The organism is Pseudomonas sp. LTJR-52 (genome assembly GCF_003691465.1).
Lineage (GTDB): Bacteria > Pseudomonadota > Gammaproteobacteria > Pseudomonadales > Pseudomonadaceae > Chryseomonas > Chryseomonas luteola.
Map to the genome: position 1 here is coordinate 4885479 of NZ_CP033105.1, position 20328 is coordinate 4905806.

The 20328-nt window shown below is 54.5% G+C and carries 16 protein-coding genes and 3 pseudogenes; 8 read left to right on the forward strand and 11 right to left on the reverse strand.

Annotated elements, in window-relative coordinates; genetic code table 11:
- Positions 1-136 precede the first annotated feature (136 nt).
- Positions 137-1744, forward strand: a complete 1608-nt coding sequence (locus EAW52_RS22570; RefSeq protein ID WP_122044152.1) for an inorganic phosphate transporter — start codon at positions 137-139, stop codon at positions 1742-1744.
- Here the strand turns inward: EAW52_RS22570 and EAW52_RS22575 are convergent.
- Positions 1706-2634 (reverse strand): annotated as a pseudogene (locus tag EAW52_RS22575) (LysR substrate-binding domain-containing protein). The gene EAW52_RS22570 and the pseudogene EAW52_RS22575 overlap by 39 nt on opposite strands.
- A 155-nt stretch (positions 2635-2789) precedes the next feature.
- Between EAW52_RS22575 and EAW52_RS22580 the strand changes: the two are divergent.
- Together EAW52_RS22580 and EAW52_RS22585 are read left to right on the forward strand one after the other, a co-directional pair.
- The gene (locus tag EAW52_RS22580; protein ID WP_122044153.1) at positions 2790-3971 is read left to right on the forward strand and encodes an acyl-CoA dehydrogenase; all 1182 of its coding nucleotides are present in this window, start codon (positions 2790-2792) and stop codon (positions 3969-3971) included.
- A gap of 22 nt (positions 3972-3993) precedes the next feature.
- A pseudogene (locus tag EAW52_RS22585) lies at positions 3994-5221 on the forward strand (CaiB/BaiF CoA transferase family protein).
- On the opposite strand, the gene EAW52_RS22590 reads toward EAW52_RS22585, so the two are convergent.
- Entirely contained in the window at positions 5218-6426 is a 1209-nt protein-coding gene (locus EAW52_RS22590; RefSeq protein ID WP_122044154.1) for a PLP-dependent aminotransferase family protein, read from the reverse strand. The pseudogene EAW52_RS22585 and the gene EAW52_RS22590 overlap by 4 nt on opposite strands.
- Positions 6427-6734: 308 nt before the next feature.
- Between EAW52_RS22590 and tyrS the strand changes: the two genes are divergently transcribed.
- On the forward strand, positions 6735-7979 hold the full coding sequence (tyrS, locus tag EAW52_RS22595; protein ID WP_122044155.1) for a tyrosine--tRNA ligase: 1245 nt from the start codon (positions 6735-6737) through the stop codon (positions 7977-7979).
- A gap of 42 nt (positions 7980-8021) precedes the next feature.
- Here the strand turns inward: tyrS and EAW52_RS22600 are convergent.
- The 5 genes and pseudogenes from EAW52_RS22600 to EAW52_RS26985 form a co-directional block, all read right to left on the reverse strand.
- Positions 8022-8279, reverse strand: a pseudogene (locus EAW52_RS22600) (methyl-accepting chemotaxis protein); the annotation flags it as partial.
- 533 nt (positions 8280-8812) lie between these two features.
- A complete protein-coding gene (locus EAW52_RS22605) occupies positions 8813-9436 on the reverse strand; it encodes a class I SAM-dependent methyltransferase (protein ID WP_122044156.1) in 624 nt (207 codons plus the stop codon).
- 133 nt (positions 9437-9569) lie between these two features.
- Positions 9570-10388 carry a hypothetical protein gene (locus tag EAW52_RS22610; RefSeq protein WP_122044157.1) on the reverse strand — a complete coding sequence of 273 codons (819 nt, stop codon included), beginning with the start codon at positions 10386-10388 and terminating at the stop codon, positions 9570-9572.
- Positions 10361-10699 carry a hypothetical protein gene (locus EAW52_RS22615; RefSeq protein WP_122044158.1) on the reverse strand — a complete coding sequence of 113 codons (339 nt, stop codon included), beginning with the start codon at positions 10697-10699 and terminating at the stop codon, positions 10361-10363. Before EAW52_RS22615 ends, EAW52_RS22610 begins: the two co-directional genes overlap by 28 nt.
- 60 nt (positions 10700-10759) lie before the next feature.
- Positions 10760-11101: an ATP-binding protein gene (locus EAW52_RS26985; RefSeq protein ID WP_122044159.1), complete on the reverse strand. Its 342-nt coding sequence runs from the start codon at positions 11099-11101 to the stop codon at positions 10760-10762.
- 792 nt (positions 11102-11893) lie between these two features.
- Here EAW52_RS26985 and EAW52_RS22625 point away from each other — a divergent pair.
- Positions 11894-12352 (forward strand): DUF3597 domain-containing protein, encoded by a 459-nt coding sequence (locus EAW52_RS22625; RefSeq protein ID WP_122044160.1) that lies wholly within the window; start codon positions 11894-11896, stop codon positions 12350-12352.
- A 56-nt stretch (positions 12353-12408) separates the two neighbouring features.
- Here the strand turns inward: EAW52_RS22625 and EAW52_RS22630 are convergent, their stop codons facing one another.
- Both EAW52_RS22630 and EAW52_RS22635 read right to left on the reverse strand, forming a co-directional pair.
- Complete coding sequence (locus tag EAW52_RS22630) at positions 12409-14577, reverse strand: phosphocholine-specific phospholipase C (protein WP_122044161.1); 2169 nt, start codon at positions 14575-14577, stop codon at positions 12409-12411.
- Between the two features lie 190 nt (positions 14578-14767).
- Positions 14768-14992: a hypothetical protein gene (locus EAW52_RS22635; RefSeq protein WP_010798486.1), complete on the reverse strand. Its 225-nt coding sequence runs from the start codon at positions 14990-14992 to the stop codon at positions 14768-14770.
- 440 nt (positions 14993-15432) lie between these two features.
- Here EAW52_RS22635 and EAW52_RS22640 point away from each other — a divergent pair, with 440 nt between their 5' ends.
- From EAW52_RS22640 to EAW52_RS22650, 3 genes are all read left to right on the forward strand, one after another.
- On the forward strand, positions 15433-15708 hold the full coding sequence (locus EAW52_RS22640) for a hypothetical protein (protein ID WP_010798485.1): 276 nt from the start codon (positions 15433-15435) through the stop codon (positions 15706-15708).
- A 172-nt stretch (positions 15709-15880) separates the two neighbouring features.
- On the forward strand, positions 15881-16960 hold the full coding sequence (locus tag EAW52_RS22645) for a metallophosphoesterase (protein WP_122044162.1): 1080 nt from the start codon (positions 15881-15883) through the stop codon (positions 16958-16960).
- Positions 16957-18900 carry an AAA family ATPase gene (locus EAW52_RS22650; RefSeq protein WP_122044163.1) on the forward strand — a complete coding sequence of 648 codons (1944 nt, stop codon included), beginning with the start codon at positions 16957-16959 and terminating at the stop codon, positions 18898-18900. Before EAW52_RS22645 ends, EAW52_RS22650 begins: the two co-directional genes overlap by 4 nt.
- A gap of 128 nt (positions 18901-19028) precedes the next feature.
- On the opposite strand, the gene EAW52_RS22655 is transcribed toward EAW52_RS22650, so the two are convergent.
- Together EAW52_RS22655 and EAW52_RS22660 are read right to left on the reverse strand one after the other, a co-directional pair.
- Complete coding sequence (locus EAW52_RS22655) at positions 19029-19637, reverse strand: ERF family protein (protein WP_010798482.1); 609 nt, start codon at positions 19635-19637, stop codon at positions 19029-19031.
- A gap of 263 nt (positions 19638-19900) precedes the next feature.
- On the reverse strand, positions 19901-20326 hold the full coding sequence (locus EAW52_RS22660; RefSeq protein WP_010798481.1) for a hypothetical protein: 426 nt from the start codon (positions 20324-20326) through the stop codon (positions 19901-19903).
- Between the last annotated feature and the right edge of the window lie 2 nt (positions 20327-20328).

A 20328-nucleotide genomic window follows, 5' to 3' on the forward strand; every position in this document is an offset into this window, starting at 1 on the left:
TTGAGCAGTACCCAAAATGTCTAGAAGAAACATTCATGACAAGATGACGCTTTAAGGACAAACGGTCGATATTTGCATACAAAATGTCACAAAGAGGGCATAGCGTGAGGTGAACAGTCCTATAAGGTTCCCTCTTATGTCGACGATCCAGGCTCATGATGCGGCCCCCGCAGCCACGCGTCCCCGGCTGGACCAGACGTTCAGTCGCCGAAGTGTTTTCCTATTTTTCTCATTGCTTTTTGCCGGCATTCTCATCAGTTCCTACGGTATTGTCAGCGACGTCCGCGAAGCCGGATCGGTAGCCACCACCTGGTTGCCGTTCGCGCTGTTGGGCCTTGCCCTGGTCATTGCGCTTGGGTTCGAGTTCGTCAATGGGTTTCACGATACAGCCAATGCGGTTGCTACTGTAATCTATACGCATTCACTGCCTGCCCAGGTCGCTGTCGTGTGGTCCGGTTTTTGGAATTTCATGGGTGTGATGCTTTCCAGCGGCGCCGTGGCGTTCGGTATCATCGCACTGTTGCCGGTTGACCTCATCTTGCAGGTCGGCTCCAGCAATGGCTTTGCAATGATCTTTGCCTTGCTAATTGCCGCCATTATCTGGAATTTGGGAACGTGGTGGCTTGGGTTGCCAGCGTCGTCATCCCATACCTTGATTGGATCGATTCTGGGCGTCGGGCTGACCAATGCCTGGCTGGAAGGGCGAGACGGCAGCAGCGGGGTGGACTGGAGTCAGGCGCTGAAGGTGGGTTATGCGCTTCTTTTCTCACCCCTGGTAGGATTTATCTGTGCGGCGCTCCTGCTGCTGACATTGCGCATGCTGGTCAAGCAAAAGGCACTCTATCAGGAGCCCAAAGGCACTCAGCCGCCCCCGTTCTGGATTCGGGGGATGTTGATCCTTACCTGCACCGGCGTGTCGTTTGCCCACGGCTCCAATGACGGTCAGAAGGGAATGGGGCTTATCATGCTGATCCTGGTGGGTACCTTGCCAATGGCCTATGCGCTGAACCGTGCAGTGCCCGCCACGCAAACGCCGCAGTTCGTTGCTGTAGCTCAGGTGACTCAACAAGGAATTGTAAGGGATGTACCTGGCGCTGCACCGGCCGATCCACGTGGCGTACTTCTGGAATATGTACGTACCCGCAAGTCCACGGAGGAGGTCATTCCGGCGTTGGGTGCAGTGACCGGGTTGATCGCCCATGAGGTGAAAAGTTACGGCACGCTGGCCAACGTACCTGCCCAGGCCATGATGAACGTGCGTAACGACATGTACCTGACTTCAGAAAGCATCAGCCTGCTCAAGAAACAAAAGCTCGATACTTTTTCCGACGACACACGCAACAATCTCAATGAATTCAAGCGCCAGATCGATGAGGCGACACGGTTCATTCCGCTTTGGGTAAAGGTGGCAGTCGCCATTGCGCTGGGTATGGGCACCCTGGTTGGGTGGCGACGGATCGTCATTACCGTGGGCGAGCGCATTGGTAAGACGCACCTGACCTATGCTCAAGGCGCCAGTGCCGAGCTGGTCGCCATGGCTACCATTGGCGCAGCCGACCTGTATGGCCTGCCTGTCTCGACCACGCATGTCTTGTCCTCGGGTGTAGCGGGAACCATGGCAGCCAATGGCAGTGGCCTGCAGATGTCTACGGTACGCAACCTGGCCCTGGCCTGGGTATTTACCTTACCCGCCGCGATGATGCTTTCAGGGTTGCTGTACTGGCTCTTCCATGCCGTGTTCTGATGATGAGCTGCCTGTGCGGTACTCTTGTGCCTCGCCAAGCAGCCAGTCGCAAAAGGTCTGTAATGCTTGAGATGTGGTCGTAGCAAGATAATACGCACGGTCACTGCGGTAGCTAGAGGTATTCAAGATGATAAGCCGCTCCTGCTCCAGCTCGTTCTGGATAAGGAACGGCGGAATCAGCGCAACCCCCATTTCATGGATGGCGGCCTGAGCCAGCATGGAAAACAGCTCGTAACGCGGACCATGCAGGTCATGGGGGAATGACAGGCCCTGCGCATTAAACCATTGTCGCCAGGCATAAGGCCGTGTGGTCTGTTGCAGTAGCGGAAGCGCTGCAACAGCCTGAGCGGTAATGCCATCCTTGTGATTGACCAGTGCCGGACTGCATACCGGCACTGGGTATTCGTGCATGAGAAAATGGGTTTGTGTGCCTGACCACTCACCGTCTCCACAGTAAAGCGCGGCGTCAAAGTCAGTGTCGGCAAAGAGAAAAGGGCGGGTACGGTTGGTCAGATTGACCGTTATGTCTGGATGAAGTACTTGAAACCGCTTAAGGCGTGGCAGGAGCCATTGTGTACCAAAGGTGGGTACTACCGCGAGTTCGAGCCGGCCTGAGCCATGCTTGCCATAACAGCCAGCGCGTCCCGCTCGGCTGCATCCAGGTGCTGGGCTACCTGCCGGCTATAGGATAATCCCGCTTCAGTAAGTAGAGCACCCCGGCGAGTACGGCGAAACAGCTCAATGCCCAGAAAGCTTTCCAAACCTGCAATCTGCCGGCATACCGCACTTTGTGTCAGAGCCAACTCATCTGCGGCCCGGGTAAAACTCTGGTGTCTGGCAGCAGCCTCAAAGGCAATCAGCGCAGCTGTACTGGGTATTTTTCTTCTCACATGTACCTCTTGCTCACAGACAAATGCCTACAGCAGCGGTAATCATCATGGCGTGAAGTGAGTTTTACGCACAACCCTGTGCACATTGCTCGGTTGCAGCACAGTTGGGCGTCTTCTAGGCTTGCTTCACAACAAGATCACCGGAGTGACCTGCAATGACAGCCAATGCACCGTTCAATTGGGAGGATCCTCTCCTGCTTGAGCAGCAGCTCAGCGATGAAGAGCGGATGGTACGCAACAGCGCCGCGCAATTTGCACAGGCCCAACTGGCGCCTCGTGTCCTGGAGGCGTTCCGGCATGAGCAGACCGACCCGTCGATTTTCCGCAAAATGGGGGAGGCAGGCTTGCTTGGCGCCACAATCCCTAGTGAATACGGAGGCAGTGGACTTAATTATGTGTGTTACGGCTTGATCGCCCGTGAGGTAGAACGGATCGACTCAGGATACCGCTCCATGATGAGCGTCCAGTCGTCTCTGGTCATGGTGCCTATCTATGAATTTGGTACTCAGGCACAACGCCAGAAATACCTGCCAAGGTTGGCGTCAGGCGAATGGATTGGTTGCTTTGGGCTGACAGAGCCGGATCATGGCTCCGACCCAGGATCAATGGCCAGCCGCGCAAAAAAGGTAGAGGGCGGCTATCGCCTCACCGGTAGCAAGACCTGGATTACCAACAGTCCGATTGCCGATGTGTTTGTTGTATGGGCCAAGGATGAGGCCGGTGATATCCGCGGATTCATTCTGGAAAAAGGCTGGAAAGGTCTCACCGCACCTGCCATTCACGGCAAGGTGGGACTGCGTGCCTCAGTAACGGGTGAAATCGTAATGGATAACGTCTTTGTCCCTGAGGAAAACCGATTTCCAGAAATACGCGGCCTGAAAGGTCCCTTTACCTGCCTCAATTCCGCCCGGTACGGGATCAGCTGGGGCGCATTGGGTGCGGCCGAGTTCTGCTGGCACACCGCTCGACAATACACCCTTGATCGCAAGCAGTTTGGTCGACCTCTTGCTGCAAATCAGCTCATTCAAAAGAAGCTGGCCGACATGCAGACCGATATCACGTTGGCCCTGCAAGGCTGCCTGCGTCTGGGACGAATGAAAGACGAGGGAACGGCCGCCGTGGAGATCACTTCAATCATGAAGCGCAACAGTTGTGGCAAGGCACTGGACGTTGCCCGTATGGCCCGGGACATGCTTGGGGGCAATGGTATCTCTGACGAATTTGGCATTGCGCGGCATCTGGTCAATCTTGAGGTGGTCAATACCTACGAAGGAACCCATGACGTGCACGCGCTTATCCTGGGACGGGCTCAGACCGGTATCCAGGCCTTCTTTTGATCACTCTCAGGGAGGCTGGCTCATGGCTGGAGCACTTGCAGGCATACGGGTCCTGGACCTGTCACGGGTTCTTGCCGGGCCTTGGGCCGGACAAATCCTGGCGGACCTGGGGGCAGAGGTCATCAAGGTCGAGCGCCCTGGGTGGGGGAGATGATACACGTCACTGGGGGCCGCCCTTTTTAAAAGACCCGCTAGGGGCGAGCACGGGCGAGTCAGCCTACTTTCTATCAGCCAACCGCAACAAGCATTCGATAGCCGTGGACTTCACCCAGCCCGACGGTCAGCAGATCCTTCGGGATCTGGCTGTTAAATCCGATGTAGTGCTAGAAAATTTCAAGGTTGGAGGCTTGTCAGCCTATGGCCTGGACTACGCCTCGCTCAGTGCTCTTAACCCGGAACTGATCTACTGCTCGATTACCGGTTTTGGTCAGAGCGGCCCTTATGCACAGCGGGCAGGCTATGACTTCTTGATACAGGGTCTTGGCGGCCTTATGAGTCTGACAGGCCATCCGGATGATGACGAGGGCGGTGGCCCGGTCAAGACAGGGGTTGCGCTGGTAGATATCCTGACGGGGCTGTATGCCACGGTGGCTGTTCTGGCTGCGCTGAACCATCGGACTCAGACCGGTGAAGGGCAGCATATCGACATGGCGCTGCTCGATGTTGAAGTGGCTTGCTTGGCCAACCAGGCCATGAATTATCTGGTCTCCGGTGAGTCGCCAACGCGCCTTGGCAATGCCCATCCCAACATCGTGCCGTATCAAGCCTTTCCAACAGCCGATGGCGATATGATCCTCACGATTGGCAATGATGCTCAGTTCCGCCGGTTCTGCGAGGTGGCAGACCGGCTGGATTGGGTGAATGATCCTCGTTTTGCCACCAACCAGGCGAGGGTCGTCCATCGTATGGAACTGGTTCCGCTGATTCGGCAGGTTACCGTTTTCAGGCGTACTGAAGAATGGATCGACCTGCTCGAAGCGGTGGGGGTGCCTTGTGGTCCGATCAATTCATTGGCTCAGGTTTTTGCCGATAGACAGGTAAAGGCACGCAATCTGACCTTTACGATGGCGCATCCGCTGGCACAGACGGCTCCGCAGGTGGCAAGCCCGATACGTCTTTCCAGAACGCCGGTATCGTACCGACGTCCTCCACCGCTACTTGGTGAGCATACCGAGCAGGTGTTGCGGCATCTTCTGGGCTATGGCGACACCAGAATCAACGCCTGGAAGCAAGGCGGGATAGTAGGTTAGCCCGCATGCTCGAATGCCTGAACGGCCAAGGCCAACCGCTCTACCGCGTGGCCGATCTGCTTGAGCGATGGCGCAGCAAACGACAGCCGTACCGCAGAGTGGTCAGGGGATTTGGCGTAGAAGGCGCTGCCTGGAACGTACATGACCTTATGCTCAATAGACTGCTCGAGGACCGCCTTGGCATCCAGCCCCTCTGACCAACGCCCCCAGACAAACAGCCCGCCGGCCGGTATCTGGTATTCGAACCGTTGGCCAAGGTGTGTCTGTAGACCACTCACTAGCGCCAGGCACTTCTCATGATAGGCCGCGGTAAGCACCGGTAGATGCCGCTCCAGTAAACCCTGCTTCAAGTAGGCTTCGGCAATGGATTGCATCCAGCCGGAGGTACACAAGTCAGCGGTTTGCTTGGCGATCGTACAGCGTTTAAGTACCTCGGCAGGCCCTATCATCCAGCCAATACGAACCCCAGGCGCCACGATTTTTGAAAGGCTGGAGAGATAGATCACCTGATCTCGGGTTTCCGGTTGTGTGCGAGCCAGCGCTGCCAGCGTGGGAATGGCAACGCCGGTAAAGCGTAGATCACCATACGGATCATCTTCGATAATCAGCAGGTCATGACGCATCGCCACCTCCAGCAAGGCGCGGCGGCGTTCCAGACCAAGCGTAAGTCCGGTAGGGTTGGCAAATGTGGGGGAAAGATAGAGAAACTTCGGTCGTTGCTCCTGCGTACAGCGGGTCAGCTGACTATCCAGTTGCGCAGGATCGATACCGTCCAGATCCGAGGCGACGGTTTCTATTCTGGCCTGAGCCAACCGTAAGGCTTGAAGCGTAGCGGGGTAGGTAGGTTGTTCTACCAGAACGGCGTCACCCGGCGACAGCAGGACGCGAACCAGCAAATCAAACCCTTGTTGCGAGCCAGACGTGACGATCAGATCGTCCGCCTCACAGGGAATACCACGCTGGCGGCTCAACTGAGCAAGTGCCTCGCGTAGTCCCGGCAAGCCTTCACTGCCGGAATATTGCAGGCAACCGACGGGATTGCGAAAGGCCACTGTCATCGCCTCTGCCAGCCCTGCTTCATCAAACAGATCGGAGGCAGGGTAGCCGCCCGCCAGCGAGATCATGCCGGGTACGGAAAGATACTTGAACAACTCTCGTATGGGAGAGCCTTGTGGCGACGCGAAGACAGGGTTGAAGATACGCATGAGGGATTCGCCGTTAATCACGATGCGAAGACTATGCGTCTGCCGCTTCTCTCACTACAAACGAGAAAAAGTCATAGGCTGTTGAAAGAAAGGAATTCTAGTGATTTGCCGTTTCGCTTGACTTTCCTGCTGAACCGGTTAGCTTTGTCGCCCATGAACACCTTTATCACACCTATCGCTGCGTATTATTACTACCTGAACTCTTTCGGGTGGTAGGTGCTGCGCTGCATTCCGAACCGCCTGTGGCGGCTCGGTGAATGCAACCTCTCCCAGTCTCCGCAGGCCAGAAAGCCAAGGAGACGTACTCAATGAACAAGCCCCAGCAAGACCTGCTTCACCTGTTGGAAGAACGTGGTTTCGTCCATCAGATCACCGACCGTGACGGTCTTGGCCAAGCGCTCAATAACGGACCAGTGACCGCGTACCTAGGCTTTGACGCAACGGCTGATAGCCTGCACGTCGGGCATCTGCAAGGTCTCATGCTCATGCGCTGGATGCAGCGTGCAGGGCATCCGATCCTGCTTTTAATCGGTGGCGCCACGACGCGCATTGGCGATCCCAGCTTTCGGGACAGCAGCCGCCCGGTGCTGAACGATGCCCAGATCGCTCAGAATATGTCCGGTATTGCCAAGGCATTTACGACCTACCTGGAAGTGGGCGATACGGACGGGCAAGCCCGGGTAGTAGACAATGCCGAGTGGCTTGATGGGCTGGGTTACCTGAATTTCCTCAATACCGTAGGACGGCATTTCTCGATCAACCGCCTGCTCACGTTCGATGCCATCCGCAATCGCCTGGATCGTGAGCACTCTCTGTCCTTCGAGGAATTTGGCTACACGCTGCTTCAGGCTTACGATTTCGTCGAGTTGGCCCATCGGTATGGCTGCACTCTGCAGTTGGGTGGCGCTGACCAGTGGGCCAACATTATCAATGGCGTTGAGCTGTCACGTCGCCAGAATGGCCCGCAGCTCTACGGGCTTACGATGCCGCTGTTGACCACGAGTGACGGCAAGAAAATGGGCAAGTCGGCACAAGGCGCTGTATGGCTCAACGGCGATAAGCTATCTGCCTATGATTTCTGGCAATTCTGGCGCAACTGCGATGATCGGGACGTACAGCGTTTCCTGGCACTGTTTACCGAACTGCCCATGGACGAAGTACGTCGCCTAGGCGCATTGCAGGGTGCAGAGCTTAACGAGGCGAAAATCGTTCTGGCCAACGAGGCGACCCGTTTGTGCCATGGCGAAGCGGCCCAGCGTGACGCGGAGACAGCGGCACGGGCGTTGTTCAGTGAGGGCGGCCAGAGCGACACACTACCCAAAGTGGAAGCCAGCCGCGCCGCACTGCAAACGGGCTTGACCCTGACCGATCTTCTGGTGGCCAGCGGACTACAGGGTTCGCGCAGTGCCGTGCGCCGACTGGCGGACGGCGGTGGGCTGCGTCTGGACGACGTGCAGGTCCAGAATCCGGACGAGCCTCTGTCTGCGGCTTTGGAGGGCAGCCGATTGAGCCTGGGCAAGAAACGTCATTTTCAGATTGTGCTGGTGGACTGAAAAAGAAAAGCCCCGGTGTTCCGGGGCTTTCTCTATCTGGCTTTACGTCGCAAACCGCATCACAAGTCGGTTCATATTCACGGCTAGGCGAGACAGTTCTGCGCTGGCCGTAGCGGTCTGGTTGGCACCTGCGGACGTCTGTATCGACAGGTCACGGATGCTGACCAGATTGTAGTCAACGGCCCGGGCTACTTGGGCCTGTTCTTCAGACGCCGTAGCGACCAGCAGGTTTTTCTCGTTGATATCGGTAATCGCCTGGGCAATCTGCGCCAGTGCAGCACCGGCACTAGCTCTGGCCTCATGACAGCTGAGCGGCATCGGACGCGGAAGCCGCGTTACGGGCCCGGCTGCCCGAATCTGCTGCATCTTGGACAGCGATAAAAGGCCGACAAAGACCAGTAGCGCTGTCACCTTTATAAAGGTGAAAACAACGTTGATGCAAGTTTAGGCTTCTTAGAAATATGATCTGATTTCTTTACTGCTTAGAAAGGAGAGGGGGCCAATAAAACAAAAATGCTTGTTTGCTACGAGCGCATCGGAATCAAATTGAAATTACTGTAGTAGAGAGGCACTAAGCGCACAGCTATTATCTTATTGTTTTATTTTCTCTTTAATAAAAACAATCACATTTATTGAGTTGAAATTTGTTCTGTAGGCTGTAGGGCTTGTGTTGTGTGGGGTTCCCTATATTCCTCTGAGCGTCTCGAATAACCCCGTCTTCCTGCAATTAAAATAAGTCACTTGGTTGGATATTCTAAACTTCATTAGACAAATAGATTAACGATTAGCTTTTTCATAATAGGGCGATATAAGACATATTATAAGATTTGTAATCAGGCTAAGGCACGGGCAACGCCCCAATAATGATACGTTAATGGGCGTAAGCCCGTTAAATAAAACCTTTTGAATTCAATCATTTCGAATTTGGCGTCATGGATAAGTTTGCCTATTTCCCGGTTCAGGTGGCAGCCGCCCACTACTTGGGACCAGAGCGGCGTCATCCGATCTTGCCACACACGCACCGCTTCATCGGGGGCTTGCCCATGCTCGCAGAATAGGAGCTGTCCCTGCAGCTTGAGTACGCGATGCATCTCTTTGAGTGCAGCGGCCGGATCTGGAATCGTGCACAGCGAATAGGTCACCACAACCGTGTCGAAGGAGTGATTCTCAAAGGGAATCCGCTCGGCCGACAGGCCAACCAGTTCGACATCAAGGCCTGCGCGTTGAGCACGAGACCGAGCCAGCCGGTGCATATCCAGGGAAGGGTCCAGCCCGACGATACGCTCTACCCGAGACCTGTCATAGTGCTCAAGGTTGAGCCCGGTCCCGATGCCAATTTCCAGCACCTGACCATACGCCAAAGGAATAAGAGACTGCCGCTGCAGGCGTACGGGTTTAATCCCGCAGGCAATATCGAGCAGATAAGGCAAAACACGACGCTCGTACCAGGAACTCATGTTGAACAGGCCACGTGATCCGTTGAAAGACGGTACTACTGTATCCGGTCTGTAAAACAAAAGGCGGGGAGAATACCCCGCCTGGCTCAGGCAATCATTGCTGCATCAGCGAGGCCATATTGGCTGTACCCAGTTAAGAAACGATTGCTTCATTGCCTATGCCTGAGCGTTCAAGGCTTAGGGTGTGGTTGGTGCCTTCCTGCACCAGCGCGAAATGGTCATTCCGGGTATTCATTTGAGTCACCGTCATGACCAGCCCATCCCCGCGCTGCGCCATATCCGGGGAGCTATCAGTCATGTTTCGTTGACTTAAGTTCATCTCATTGTTGTTACCGGTCTGCTCGGCCATAATCTCATGGGCACCCGCACCCCCCATCTGCACCACGGTCATGCGGTTATCGTTGCCGTTTACCGTGGCTTCTAGGCGGTTGGTCATCTTGTTAGTCAGGTAGCCAGACCAACCCCATTGCTGCACATCCAGAGTATTACGATCACCGTTCTGGCTGGAAACGAGAGTATTGCCGTCACTTCCCTGCTGAACGTTCAGGATGTTGTCGTTTCCAGTCTGAGAGGCCTGCATCAGAGACCCGCTCAGCTCGCCCTCGATAGGCCCCAAGCCGCTCTGCTGCACCTGAACGATATTGCCATTACCCTGCTGATTGACCTCGGCCTCCTGATGACGCCATTGCTGTTGCAGGTCGATCAGATTGTTGTCACCGTTCTGCACAAGGTTTGCATCCATAAAGTATTGAGCATCCTCGCCCTGTACAACCCTCATGGTATTGCCATTGCTCAGGGTGCGGGCATTGAGGCTGGGCGTCCCACTCATGTTTTCCAACCGGAAGTCGTGCAGGTTGTGAGTACCCTCCTGGTAGCTCGTGACACGCCCGGTGTTATTGCTGCCCTGATCGATACGCGCCTCGTTCACGCTGCCTCGCTGCGTAACCGCCACGGTAGACCATCCTCGGGTGTCCTGATAAATCTCCACCAGGTGGCTTTCACCACGCTGATCGATATCAATAGTCCCGCGGGTCCTTTCCCCTGGTAGATCGATACCGCATTGAGTTCGCCCGTTTGCAGCACCGTTTGACGAGTGTCGGTGCCCAGCTGGATCTGAACGCTGTGGTTGCCTTGCCCGGTTTGTGTCAGCGCGGCCGTATTCTGCGAGCCGCCCTGGGTCAGGTCGGCCGTATTCGACGCAGCGTAACTGTAGGTCGTGCCGAGTAATCCGATAAGCAGTGCAAGTGGTTTCAACTTGAACATGACGGATATCCCTACGATCTAGTAATGACCTGTACGCGCTTTGCTATTACAGGGCCGGTGTTATCCAGCCTTATGAGCGTAGCCGGAAATCCGAAATTGTCTTTTGCATGTAGCGAAGGAAAATATCAGATGAACCATAAGCCCTTTTCCATCCTTAGCTGAATATGGGCATGGCGATGTCTCGCATAATGGCAAGTCCAAGGCCCGTACCATGTATACCCACTCAAACCGATAGAATCGCTCGAAGATACGCTCATGTTCATCCGGTGGAATACCTGGCCTACTGTTTTCTACTTCTAGGATGACCGCCTGGTCCGACAGCTTGTCTCGCATTGTGGTGCAACCTTCAGGCAGGATATGGCGGACGGCATTGTCGACAAGATTGACGCAGCAGAAAGGCATTGCCTTGTGTTGAGGCAGCCTGCAGCTCAAGCCCTAAGTCGAGGCGTCCGGCATCTGCCGCCCAGGTAGTGAGGAATCGCCTCTTAAACCTGTTAGTCCAGGCGCAGCGGGGTGAGGGCGAACGTATGCAAGTGGTAGGTTGAGGCTCGGGCCAAGGTTAGTAGTTGATTGGTCTAATGAATCATCCGCTCGCAGGCTCAACGTGCGACTGCTATCAAGAGCGCTCACATATCGTTCGCACAACCATTGACGTTGGGTATGCAAGCCGACACGGGGTGCGCAACCGGTGCGCCATATTATCGAGAAAGGCGCGCTGCGCTTCTGCACCCGATTGGATACGGAGCAGTAGGCGATTGAGCGCGGCAATAATGGTGGAAGGCTTCTCAGGCCGCTCTGTTACTCAACGATATCAAAGAACGGTAATGATGCGTTGCTGAACAGCAGCCATAACCTCAACTGAACCATTATATTAAAAGTAAAATCTTAGTAAAGTCTTATAAGTCATTGATTTTAATTATTAATATTTATGTTCATAGATATCTTCCTTCAATTTATCGTGAAGCCAAGCCGTCCACATCTTAGAAAATGCATTAAAGTCAGAGAGTTAAAGTGATTTCTCGTTAAGATTAGTAATCAACATTAGATTATGTTTTTAAGCTATTGATTTTTATACAGATTATTTTGCAAGAATAGTTTTTTATGATCGCCTCGCTTACAGCAGCATAAAGCGTTGAATCACAGGCCCTCTCTGAGGGTCCATAAGTACTCTAGGTTTAATCACGAGGGTCAATCATGGGACTGTTTAGCTCGATTCTTGACAAGCTTGGCTTGGACGGCGTTAGTAACGAAGAGCAGCGAAAGGCTGATGTCGGCGTTATCGATGCCAGCAAAACGTCTACACGTATCGTTACCGATTCTGAAGAAACCAATGCGGCCCACAGCGCTCGTGCCGAGCAACTACAGGCTCCGGCAGCTACCGGCATGCAAAATTCGATGGATATTTCGGCGCGTCTCGATGCGATGGCTGCTAAGCATACTGATCACCTGAACTGGCGCTCCTCCATCGTCGACCTGCTCAAGGTACTTAACCTGGACAGCAGTTATGAATCACGCAAGGAAATGGCCGCCGAGCTTGGGTGTCCTGCCGATAAGCTTGGAGATTCGGAGCAGATGAACAACTGGCTACACAAGGCCGTTATGCAAAAGCTGGCCGAGCACGACGGGACGGTTCCTCCCGAGCTTAAGGCGTAACCAGTTTTGGAAGGCAGGCATCCAGCTCAGGGATGCCTGTGAGACACCTCCGACGGTCAGGTATTGCCCATCAAGGGATCGCTAATTGAATGGCGGCCAGTTTCGAGTCTGCCAGCCAGACGCCGTTCCCAGCTGCCCTGATCAGCCCGAACCGTAATGTCGTACCATCCACCACTCACGCGCGTCGATATACGCTGTTTATGTGTGGCACCCGCACCAAGCTGAAACTCGTGGGGCTTTTCAAACGTATAGGGACACCGATCAATCTGAACGGTCATAGCCTGCAGGCTTGTATTGGTGATTGTCATGACCAGATTGTGGCTTTTACCGTCACGCTGCAGCCTTACTTCTGGCTGCGGAGCCTTGAGGTTGCCACGCAGTGCTCGATGAAAGCCGTTAGGCCCCAACAACCATAGGTCGTAGGTGCCATCATCTGTAGTAGTGGGGACCCAGACATCACTCAACAGCTTCCCTGCCTCGATGGTATAACGGCGAGGGATATCCTCCAGATGCAGCCGATCGTATACATGCAGCACGAGACCTTGCTCGCCTGTGTTGCGCATGGTCAGGGTTAGCTGGCGCGTCTCCGGACTGGCTTCCGCTTCGACCTCGATCCGATACGGCAATGCTCGGGAAGGGCGAGCCAGACGTCGCTGCACAGGGACTTGTTGTTGGTCAGTAGGCGGAACAGGGACCTGTGGTAGCTGCTCCTGTTTTTCCCGCAACTGATCCGCTGCACGGCGAGAGGTAGTCTGCAAGGGCGGCAATAACTCCTGATTCGGATCAACAAAATTAAAGGCAGACGTCAAATCGCCGCATACCGCTCGCCGCCATGGACTGATATTGGGCTCTTTTACGTTGAAGCGCTTTTCCAAGAATTGCAGTACCGAAGTATGGTCGAAGACCTGCGAATTCACCCAGCCGCCTCGGCTCCACGGCGAAATGACAAACATCGGGACACGGGGCCCTGGTCCGTACACACGTCCATCGGGGGCAGGCTGGTCCTTCGAGCCAGGAGGTGCTTTGTGCTGGAACACTTCGGCATCGAAGGCAATGGTTGATTTACCTGCCAGTGTTCCATCTGCGCGTAGGGAAGGAGCGGCAGGTGGCGGCACATGGTCGAAGAAGCCATCGTTTTCGTCATAGTTGACGAGAAGTACCGTCTTGCTCCAGATCTCTGGATTTTCAGTCAGTGCATTAAGGACTTCCTGGGTATACCAGCCTCCCTGAACAGGACTGGAGGGACTGGGGTGCTCCGAATACTCTGCCGGTGCGACCAGCCAGCTCACCTGAGGCAGCTTGCCTTTTCGGATGTCGCGTCTAAAGCTCTCGAACATGGTTTCTAGGTCTTCGCTGTTCGCTGCTGGCATGGTATTGCCGTTGCCTTTGTACAGCGGGGCGACGGACTCCAACGCTTCGCGATAGACGACGAAGTCGTTAAAGTCTGCAGAGGGCTGGGCGGGGTTGCCAACCTTGACGCTTGCGGCACGGTATTGGCGAAAGCCTGCATAGGCATTATCACCGAAGTTGTCCGGCAGGTACTGATAGACCTTCCACGAGACGCCCGCATCCTCAAGTCTCTCTGCATAGGTCGTCCAGTCATATCCCTCATCGGGCGGCCCCGGAGCATCCCACTCGTTGACAACCGCTGCGACGTTAGAGCCGGTGGGGCCGTTGGTACCGGTCCAAAGAAACAGGCGATTTGGTGCTGTTCCACCTAACAGCGAGCAATGGTAGGCGTCACACAGCGTGAAGGTATTGGCCAAGGCAAACTGAAAGGGCACCTCATTACGCTCGTAGTATCCCATCGAAGTCAGCGTCTTATAGGTTGGCCATGCACTCAAACGACCACTGTCCCAGGCCGCCTGGGTGTCTGCCCATGAATGTGGCGTGTCATGCACACGCTGGGCGTTACCTTTTCGGCTGTCGAGGTGATAAGGCAGGATAACGCGCTCTTGACCTTGCTGCTGCCAGACAGTGCGTCCGCCCGGCAATGGAATCGTCAGCCGGTCAGCAAAGCCGCGTACGCCCGGCAGCGTGCCAAAATAATGATCGAATGATCGGTTCTCCTGCATCAGGATGACTACATGCTCGACGTCCTGAATAGTACCGGTACGGTTGTGGGCGGGAATGGCCAATGCCCGTTGGATCGAGGCGGGTAGCATGGCGATGGCCGACCCGACGGCCGCTGCCTGTAATAGATTTCTGCGGGTGAGAGAAGGCATGACTCGTTCGCTCCCTGTACGTGCTGAGGTGGTTAGCCGGAACAACTCGTTACATATTTGTACGGGTAGCAGGTAGCAGAAATATGACACTGCGAAACGATCTGGAATTTATAGGCAGGTATATGAAGCGCTTGTCTGTCAGATGAATCGGTGCGACTGGGCAGAGCCATATCGCACCCAGGCAGGGAGATCAGGATTTTTCAGTAATAATGAATTGATTGGTGCCCAATTTATGTGCTCCCCAGGAAACGGCGTAGCCCTGGCCAAGCCTTACCGCCTCGGAGACAGCTACCGCCTCGCTGTTGTAAACGCAAGCCAAATGCCATGGAGTGTTCCGATAAACTCCCCAGCCTTTGACCCAGTCCTGGTCGTTGGGATCTCGTTGTAGCTCACGGAGTAGCCATTTGAATTCCATAACAGCCTTCCTTGTAGCAGTGGGACAAGGTGATACAACCATGACGCCCCTCAGCGCAGCGGGCGATTCCGGCTTGTGGCAAGTGTAGCCAAGATCATTGCGTTAGCTTGGTAGACTTTCCGAGAAGGCAGTATCGACTGCAACGGCAGCGATAGCACCACGATGACATTGAACATCGAAACCCGAAGATGTTCATGGAAATGAAGGGACTGGGCCGAAAGAAAGGGCCCCGTCCCTGGGGCAGCATGCTCAGCTAGGCAGGGTATCCTGTCTGCCTGCATATTTCATCGGCTGCCAAATCAATAACTTGAGCCACTTTTTAAAAAATATGGATTTTTTTGCTAACCGTTTATCCCTTTAGACAGACGGCACGCTGTAGTGGCGAATAAATAGCAAAACGCTGCCTCTAACAAACACTACTGCCTGGTTCTGCTTGCATCATGAAGTGTCTGTCTCGCCTTACCTACATTTTTGCTGACTCATTTGCTCTTAAAGGCATCATCGACCAAGAGGGTAGCCTGACGATTACCGCAGCGCCTCTTGATGGAGGAGAGCCTTATACTTGGCGTTTTTCCGCCCGGTATTTGAAAAATGGTGCGCTGTTCCAGACGCTACTGGACGATATCGAGCATGAGCTGCTCAAACACAACAAGCAGAAGGCGCAGTTGCAAATAGACGACCTGGTAGGAACGCCCGTAGGGCAGGTGTCTCGCTAAAGGCTCATCTGATCACCTGCTACCGTTTATTTTTTTGCCGTTGCCCCCATCTTGATTCCATTACCGCTGCGTGCCGTTGCGCCGTTGGCTCTGTAATAACAGCAGAGGTGTTCAACCTCTGTCTCTTCTCGACGTCAAACGTATTATCGCCTAAAGCAGGATCTGACAGCCTATGAGCCTCGTCTATGGCATCTGCTCGGATGCACATTTGCATAATTGGTCAGCGTTTTCCCGTGTCGACAAGAATGGGCTCAATAGCCGTCTCGGTCATATTCTGGATCAGATTCAGGTGGCGGCGCATGACCTTCGCACGGTAGGAGGGCGTACGCTCTACATCACAGGTGATCTTTTTCATGTACGTGGCTCCGTTTCGCCCACGGTCCTTAATCCAACTATCGACCTGTTCGCACGGCTTACAACAGACCTGGACCTGAACATTCGTGTGTTACCAGGTAATCATGACCTTGAATCCCGTGACAGTAGCGCGCTGGGCAATGCTTGCGAGAGCTTGCGTACCATTCCTGGTATTGAAGTGATTTCAACGCCAATGTTGTTCGAGGATGAGCATGTTGTCATGGTGCCTTGGTACGACCGACTCGATGACGTCCGCCGGCATATTGACGCTTGCCTGACAGATTTGAATGCAAAAGGGGAAGCTCCCAACGCATGGACTCTGATGATTCATGCGCCAGTCAATGGTGTTCTAACCGGCTTGCCAGACCATGGCTTTAACGCAGCGGAGTTGGCCCGATACGGGTTCAAGCGCGTTTTTAGTGGGCACTACCATAACCATAAGCGCTTCGAGGGTGAGGTCTATAGCGTAGGCGCCACCACCCATCAGACTTGGAACGATATAGGTACCCGGGCAGGCTATCTCTTGGTCAGCGATACCGACGTGGTATTTCGTACCTCTTCTGCGCCCCGCTTCATGGATCTGGATATTCGCTGGGATGAGCAAGAAGCCAGGGCGCAGTGCCGAGGTCATTATGTGCGGGCCCGGCTGGGCGAGGCGACCGAGGAGGAGATTTCTCACCTTCGTGATCAGCTCAAGACATGGGGTGCGTTGGGAAGCCTGGTACAAGCCATCCCCTTGCCACGCTCTGCTGTTATGCAGCGTCGCTCGCAGGTCTCCAGTGCACCGACATTACGCGAATCGATTCGCGGGTGGGTGGAGGAAAACAGCACGTATGGTGATGCACTGGTAGCACTGTGTAATGACATACTCAGCGAAGCCGAGGCGATCGATCCATGAGGATACAGAGCCTTTCGATTACTCACTTCATGGCGATTGGACATGTCGAGTCGCTTCCCCTGAACGACAAGGGTCTGGTACTGATCCAGGGCGAGAACCTGGATGATACGAGCCAAAAGAGTAACGGCGCTGGCAAATCGTCAATTGCCGACGCACTGTGCTGGGCACTGTATGGCGAAACCGCTCGTCAGGAGTCTGGTGATGCGGTGATCAACCGTACCGCGGGAAAGGGTACAGAAGTCAGACTTGAGCTGCTTGACGAGACGGGCGCACGTTACCGCATCAGGCGTTATCGCAAGCATCGCCAATACAAGAATCAGTTGCGCCTTGAGCATTTCATGGGAGGCGAATGGCAGGACCTGACCAAGGGCTCGGATAAGCTGACCCAGGTGCTGGTCGATAAGGTCATGGGCTGTTCGCGCGAAGTGTTCGTTAACGCGATCTATCTGGGTCAGGAGGCTATGCCCGACCTGCCTGGGATGACAGACCGAAACCTCAAGCTCCTGGTAGAGGAGGCCGCAGGTATCCATCAGTTGCAACAGGCTTATGAGATCGCTCGGGCCCGACTTAATCAATGCAAGGTCGAGGTAGGAGAGCTCACCACTCAGGCCAAGGCCTTGGAAACAGCCATCACCACCTTTACCGCCAATGTCGAGGCGGCCGAGCAGGATCGCGAGGCGTGGATACGTCAGCAGAGCGCCGCCGTCCAGACCGTTATCCAGCACTACCATGCCGTTCGGGATGCGTTTGATACAAGCCTGGGAGAGTATCTTCAGGCACGCTTGAAAAGCCTGGACGAGCAGGCCGCGGCCGTTCGTAGCAGAATCACCGCGTCCGATGAGGAACGCCGGCAGGAGCGTATCCATGCCAAGACGCTTCGAGAAGCGGAGCTTGCTTATGTCGCAGTCCAACAGACCCTGGAGCGTGAACAAGCCAAGACCCAGCGGCTCGCTCACACGTTGGAGCACATTGACGATCAAGTAGGTACTACGTGTTCTCAATGCGGTCATGTCATCGAACCACAGGATCTTGATGCCTCACGAGACATGACCCGGCAATCCGTAAAAACGCAGCAGGAAAAGGTACTTGCGCTACAAGATCAAGCGAAGACAGCGAAAGAGGCGCTTGACCAGTTGGAAAACAGCCTACGGAATTATCGCCAGCAAATGACTGATGTTTCCGAGCAAAGTGCAACCCTGGAAGCGCTTGAGCAGCAAAGACGAAAAACCCAGGCTGAACAGCACGCCTGGCAGGAACAGGCCAGGCAGCTACAGGTGCTGAAGGAGCGCATCGCGCAGCTCGAATCAGCAAAGAATCCGTACGACTCAGCCATACAGCGTGCACGTGAGCAGTTGGCACAGGCAAGGGTGAGACAAGAAGCCTTGACGGCTACATTGAGCGCAGCGCAGCAACGTCTTGCACTGGCGGAAGAAGCCGCCCGGGTATTCAGCCCGTCAGGCGTTCGTGCGCATATTCTGGATAACGTAACCCCCTACCTGAATGCTCGGACGGCTCACTATTTGTCTACATTGACGGACGGAAACGTGACCGCGGTGTGGTCTACCATTGCATTGACGGCCAAGGGAGAGTTACGCGAGAAGTTCTCTATCGACGTGATCAGCGCAACCGGGGGTGAGACCTTTAAAAGTCTCTCAGGAGGAGAAAAGCGTAAAGTCAGGTTAGCAACCGCCATGGCACTGCAAGATCTGGTCGCATCTCGAGCCAGTAAACCCATCAGGTTGTTTATGGCAGACGAGATTGATCAGGCCCTTGATGAGGCCGGTCTTGAGCGATTAATGTTTTTGCTGGAGGAAAAGTCCCATGACAAGGGAACGGTTCTGGTTATCAGCCATACGGATCTACGCGATTGGATTCGTAACAGCATCACTATAACCAAGGAAAACGGACAGGCTACCGTAGAAGCTGCATATACCGTCTAAGCGGTGCTGGCTCATTGGATAGCCAAAAGGGCATTTGATGCGGGCTAGTAAAAATCAGTCTGCTATTTTTGAGTGTTAGAGCTAAGCCAAGCGTCCCTGCAGGCTTGCCAATGGATAGGTGAGGGAAATCATGCCGCGTTGTCCTGACTCTTGCGCTCCTGGTACTTCTTGGCGGCTGACTCGAGACTGCTGACAATGCTGTCATAGACGTCAACGGTCATCTTGCTGGCGTCCGGGTAATCCGTTTCAAACTTCTTCTGAACGGCCGGGCTGCACTCGCTTACCGCATTTTCGATACGCTTGAGCTGACTCTTGTTAATGTAAACAGCAGGCTGGCGGTTGGCATTGGTCTGAGAAGCATCATTGGCATCGTCATCCTCCTGGGCAATACCTGCAAAGGCTGCCAGGGAATAACGGCGATAGTACGTAATCGCGCTACCAACCCCTTGAGGGTCCATTTTCATGCAGGGGCCCAGCAGGGTATTGCTGATCCACTGACCCGACTCGTGCATCAGTACCGTTTCGACACTGACCTTGCCATCTTCAAAGCCCGGCATTTGGACGATCGAAAGGCCGAACTTGCTCAGAATCGGTCGGGTTGTATTCAATACTTCGGCTAGATCCGCATACTTGCTTCTGAAGTGCGGATTGATGCTTCCCTTCGTGGCGTTTTCAATCTCAGCCTGTGCGGCGGCCAGGGCCTTGGCAAGGGCGTCGATGTTTTCTGACATTTTCATACAGATATCTCCAAGGCAACATACCCCTTACCGACGGGACAGGGGTGAACGTCGAGAACTGATGAGAAGGGTTTAAAGAGGTTTTCCAGGCAGTCCATCCTATATGGGGGCAAGCGGGCTAAAACCAAGCTGAAAGCCCCGAGCTGCCTGACCTTTCGTCGGCTGAACACTGCCTTTAAAAAGCTTCTCAGTTATCAAACGCGCTACTACTTGGACCACAGCGAAAGCGGTTTATCTGCAAGCGTGCAAAGGTTTGTAATGGCTCAGAATTTATGAAGCGCGAGGGATATCCCATAGCTCAAAGCCTGCCCGGTCAGTTGGCGAAGCTCCTCGTCAGCGTCGTGTTTCGCTGCCTGAACAAGGCGATCACCCAGAGCACCTTCAAGGCATGCAGGCGTTGCCTTCAAAATCTCGAGCCCCTTGGCAGTGAGGACACAATCATGAGCGGTTCCAGCCACTACATCGCCATGTTCGATCAAGCCTGCATTGCCAAGCCATCTGACCGAGGCGGTAAAGAATCGAGCCTCATCCGCACAGGGATTAAAGTCATCTATTTCATTCAGGCCCGCCGCCTCGATGTGCTTTTGCATATCAGTACAAAAGAGATTACGCGGAATAGGGAAGGCCTCGTACAACTCACCAAAAAGCCGACCGACCAGATTATCGAACCGTTCAATGTTGGTAGCCATGG

What these genes read in the sequence shown, in the direction of transcription:
- EAW52_RS22570 (WP_122044152.1), top strand. Translation starts at nt 137, where the DNA reads ATGTCGACGATCCAGGCTCATGATGCGGCCCCCGCAGCCACGCGTCCC.
- EAW52_RS22580 (WP_122044153.1), top strand. Translation starts at nt 2,790, where the DNA reads ATGACAGCCAATGCACCGTTCAATTGGGAGGATCCTCTCCTGCTTGAG.
- EAW52_RS22590 (WP_122044154.1), bottom strand. Translation starts at nt 6,426, where the DNA reads ATGCGTATCTTCAACCCTGTCTTCGCGTCGCCACAAGGCTCTCCCATA.
- tyrS (WP_122044155.1), top strand. Translation starts at nt 6,735, where the DNA reads ATGAACAAGCCCCAGCAAGACCTGCTTCACCTGTTGGAAGAACGTGGT.
- EAW52_RS22605 (WP_122044156.1), bottom strand. Translation starts at nt 9,436, where the DNA reads ATGAGTTCCTGGTACGAGCGTCGTGTTTTGCCTTATCTGCTCGATATT.
- EAW52_RS22615 (WP_122044158.1), bottom strand. Translation starts at nt 10,699, where the DNA reads ATGTTCAAGTTGAAACCACTTGCACTGCTTATCGGATTACTCGGCACG.
- EAW52_RS26985 (WP_122044159.1), bottom strand. Translation starts at nt 11,101, where the DNA reads ATGCCTTTCTGCTGCGTCAATCTTGTCGACAATGCCGTCCGCCATATC.
- EAW52_RS22625 (WP_122044160.1), top strand. Translation starts at nt 11,894, where the DNA reads ATGGGACTGTTTAGCTCGATTCTTGACAAGCTTGGCTTGGACGGCGTT.
- EAW52_RS22630 (WP_122044161.1), bottom strand. Translation starts at nt 14,577, where the DNA reads ATGCCTTCTCTCACCCGCAGAAATCTATTACAGGCAGCGGCCGTCGGG.
- EAW52_RS22635 (WP_010798486.1), bottom strand. Translation starts at nt 14,992, where the DNA reads ATGGAATTCAAATGGCTACTCCGTGAGCTACAACGAGATCCCAACGAC.
- EAW52_RS22640 (WP_010798485.1), top strand. Translation starts at nt 15,433, where the DNA reads ATGAAGTGTCTGTCTCGCCTTACCTACATTTTTGCTGACTCATTTGCT.
- EAW52_RS22645 (WP_122044162.1), top strand. Translation starts at nt 15,881, where the DNA reads ATGAGCCTCGTCTATGGCATCTGCTCGGATGCACATTTGCATAATTGG.
- EAW52_RS22650 (WP_122044163.1), top strand. Translation starts at nt 16,957, where the DNA reads ATGAGGATACAGAGCCTTTCGATTACTCACTTCATGGCGATTGGACAT.
- EAW52_RS22655 (WP_010798482.1), bottom strand. Translation starts at nt 19,637, where the DNA reads ATGAAAATGTCAGAAAACATCGACGCCCTTGCCAAGGCCCTGGCCGCC.
- EAW52_RS22660 (WP_010798481.1), bottom strand. Translation starts at nt 20,326, where the DNA reads ATGGCTACCAACATTGAACGGTTCGATAATCTGGTCGGTCGGCTTTTT.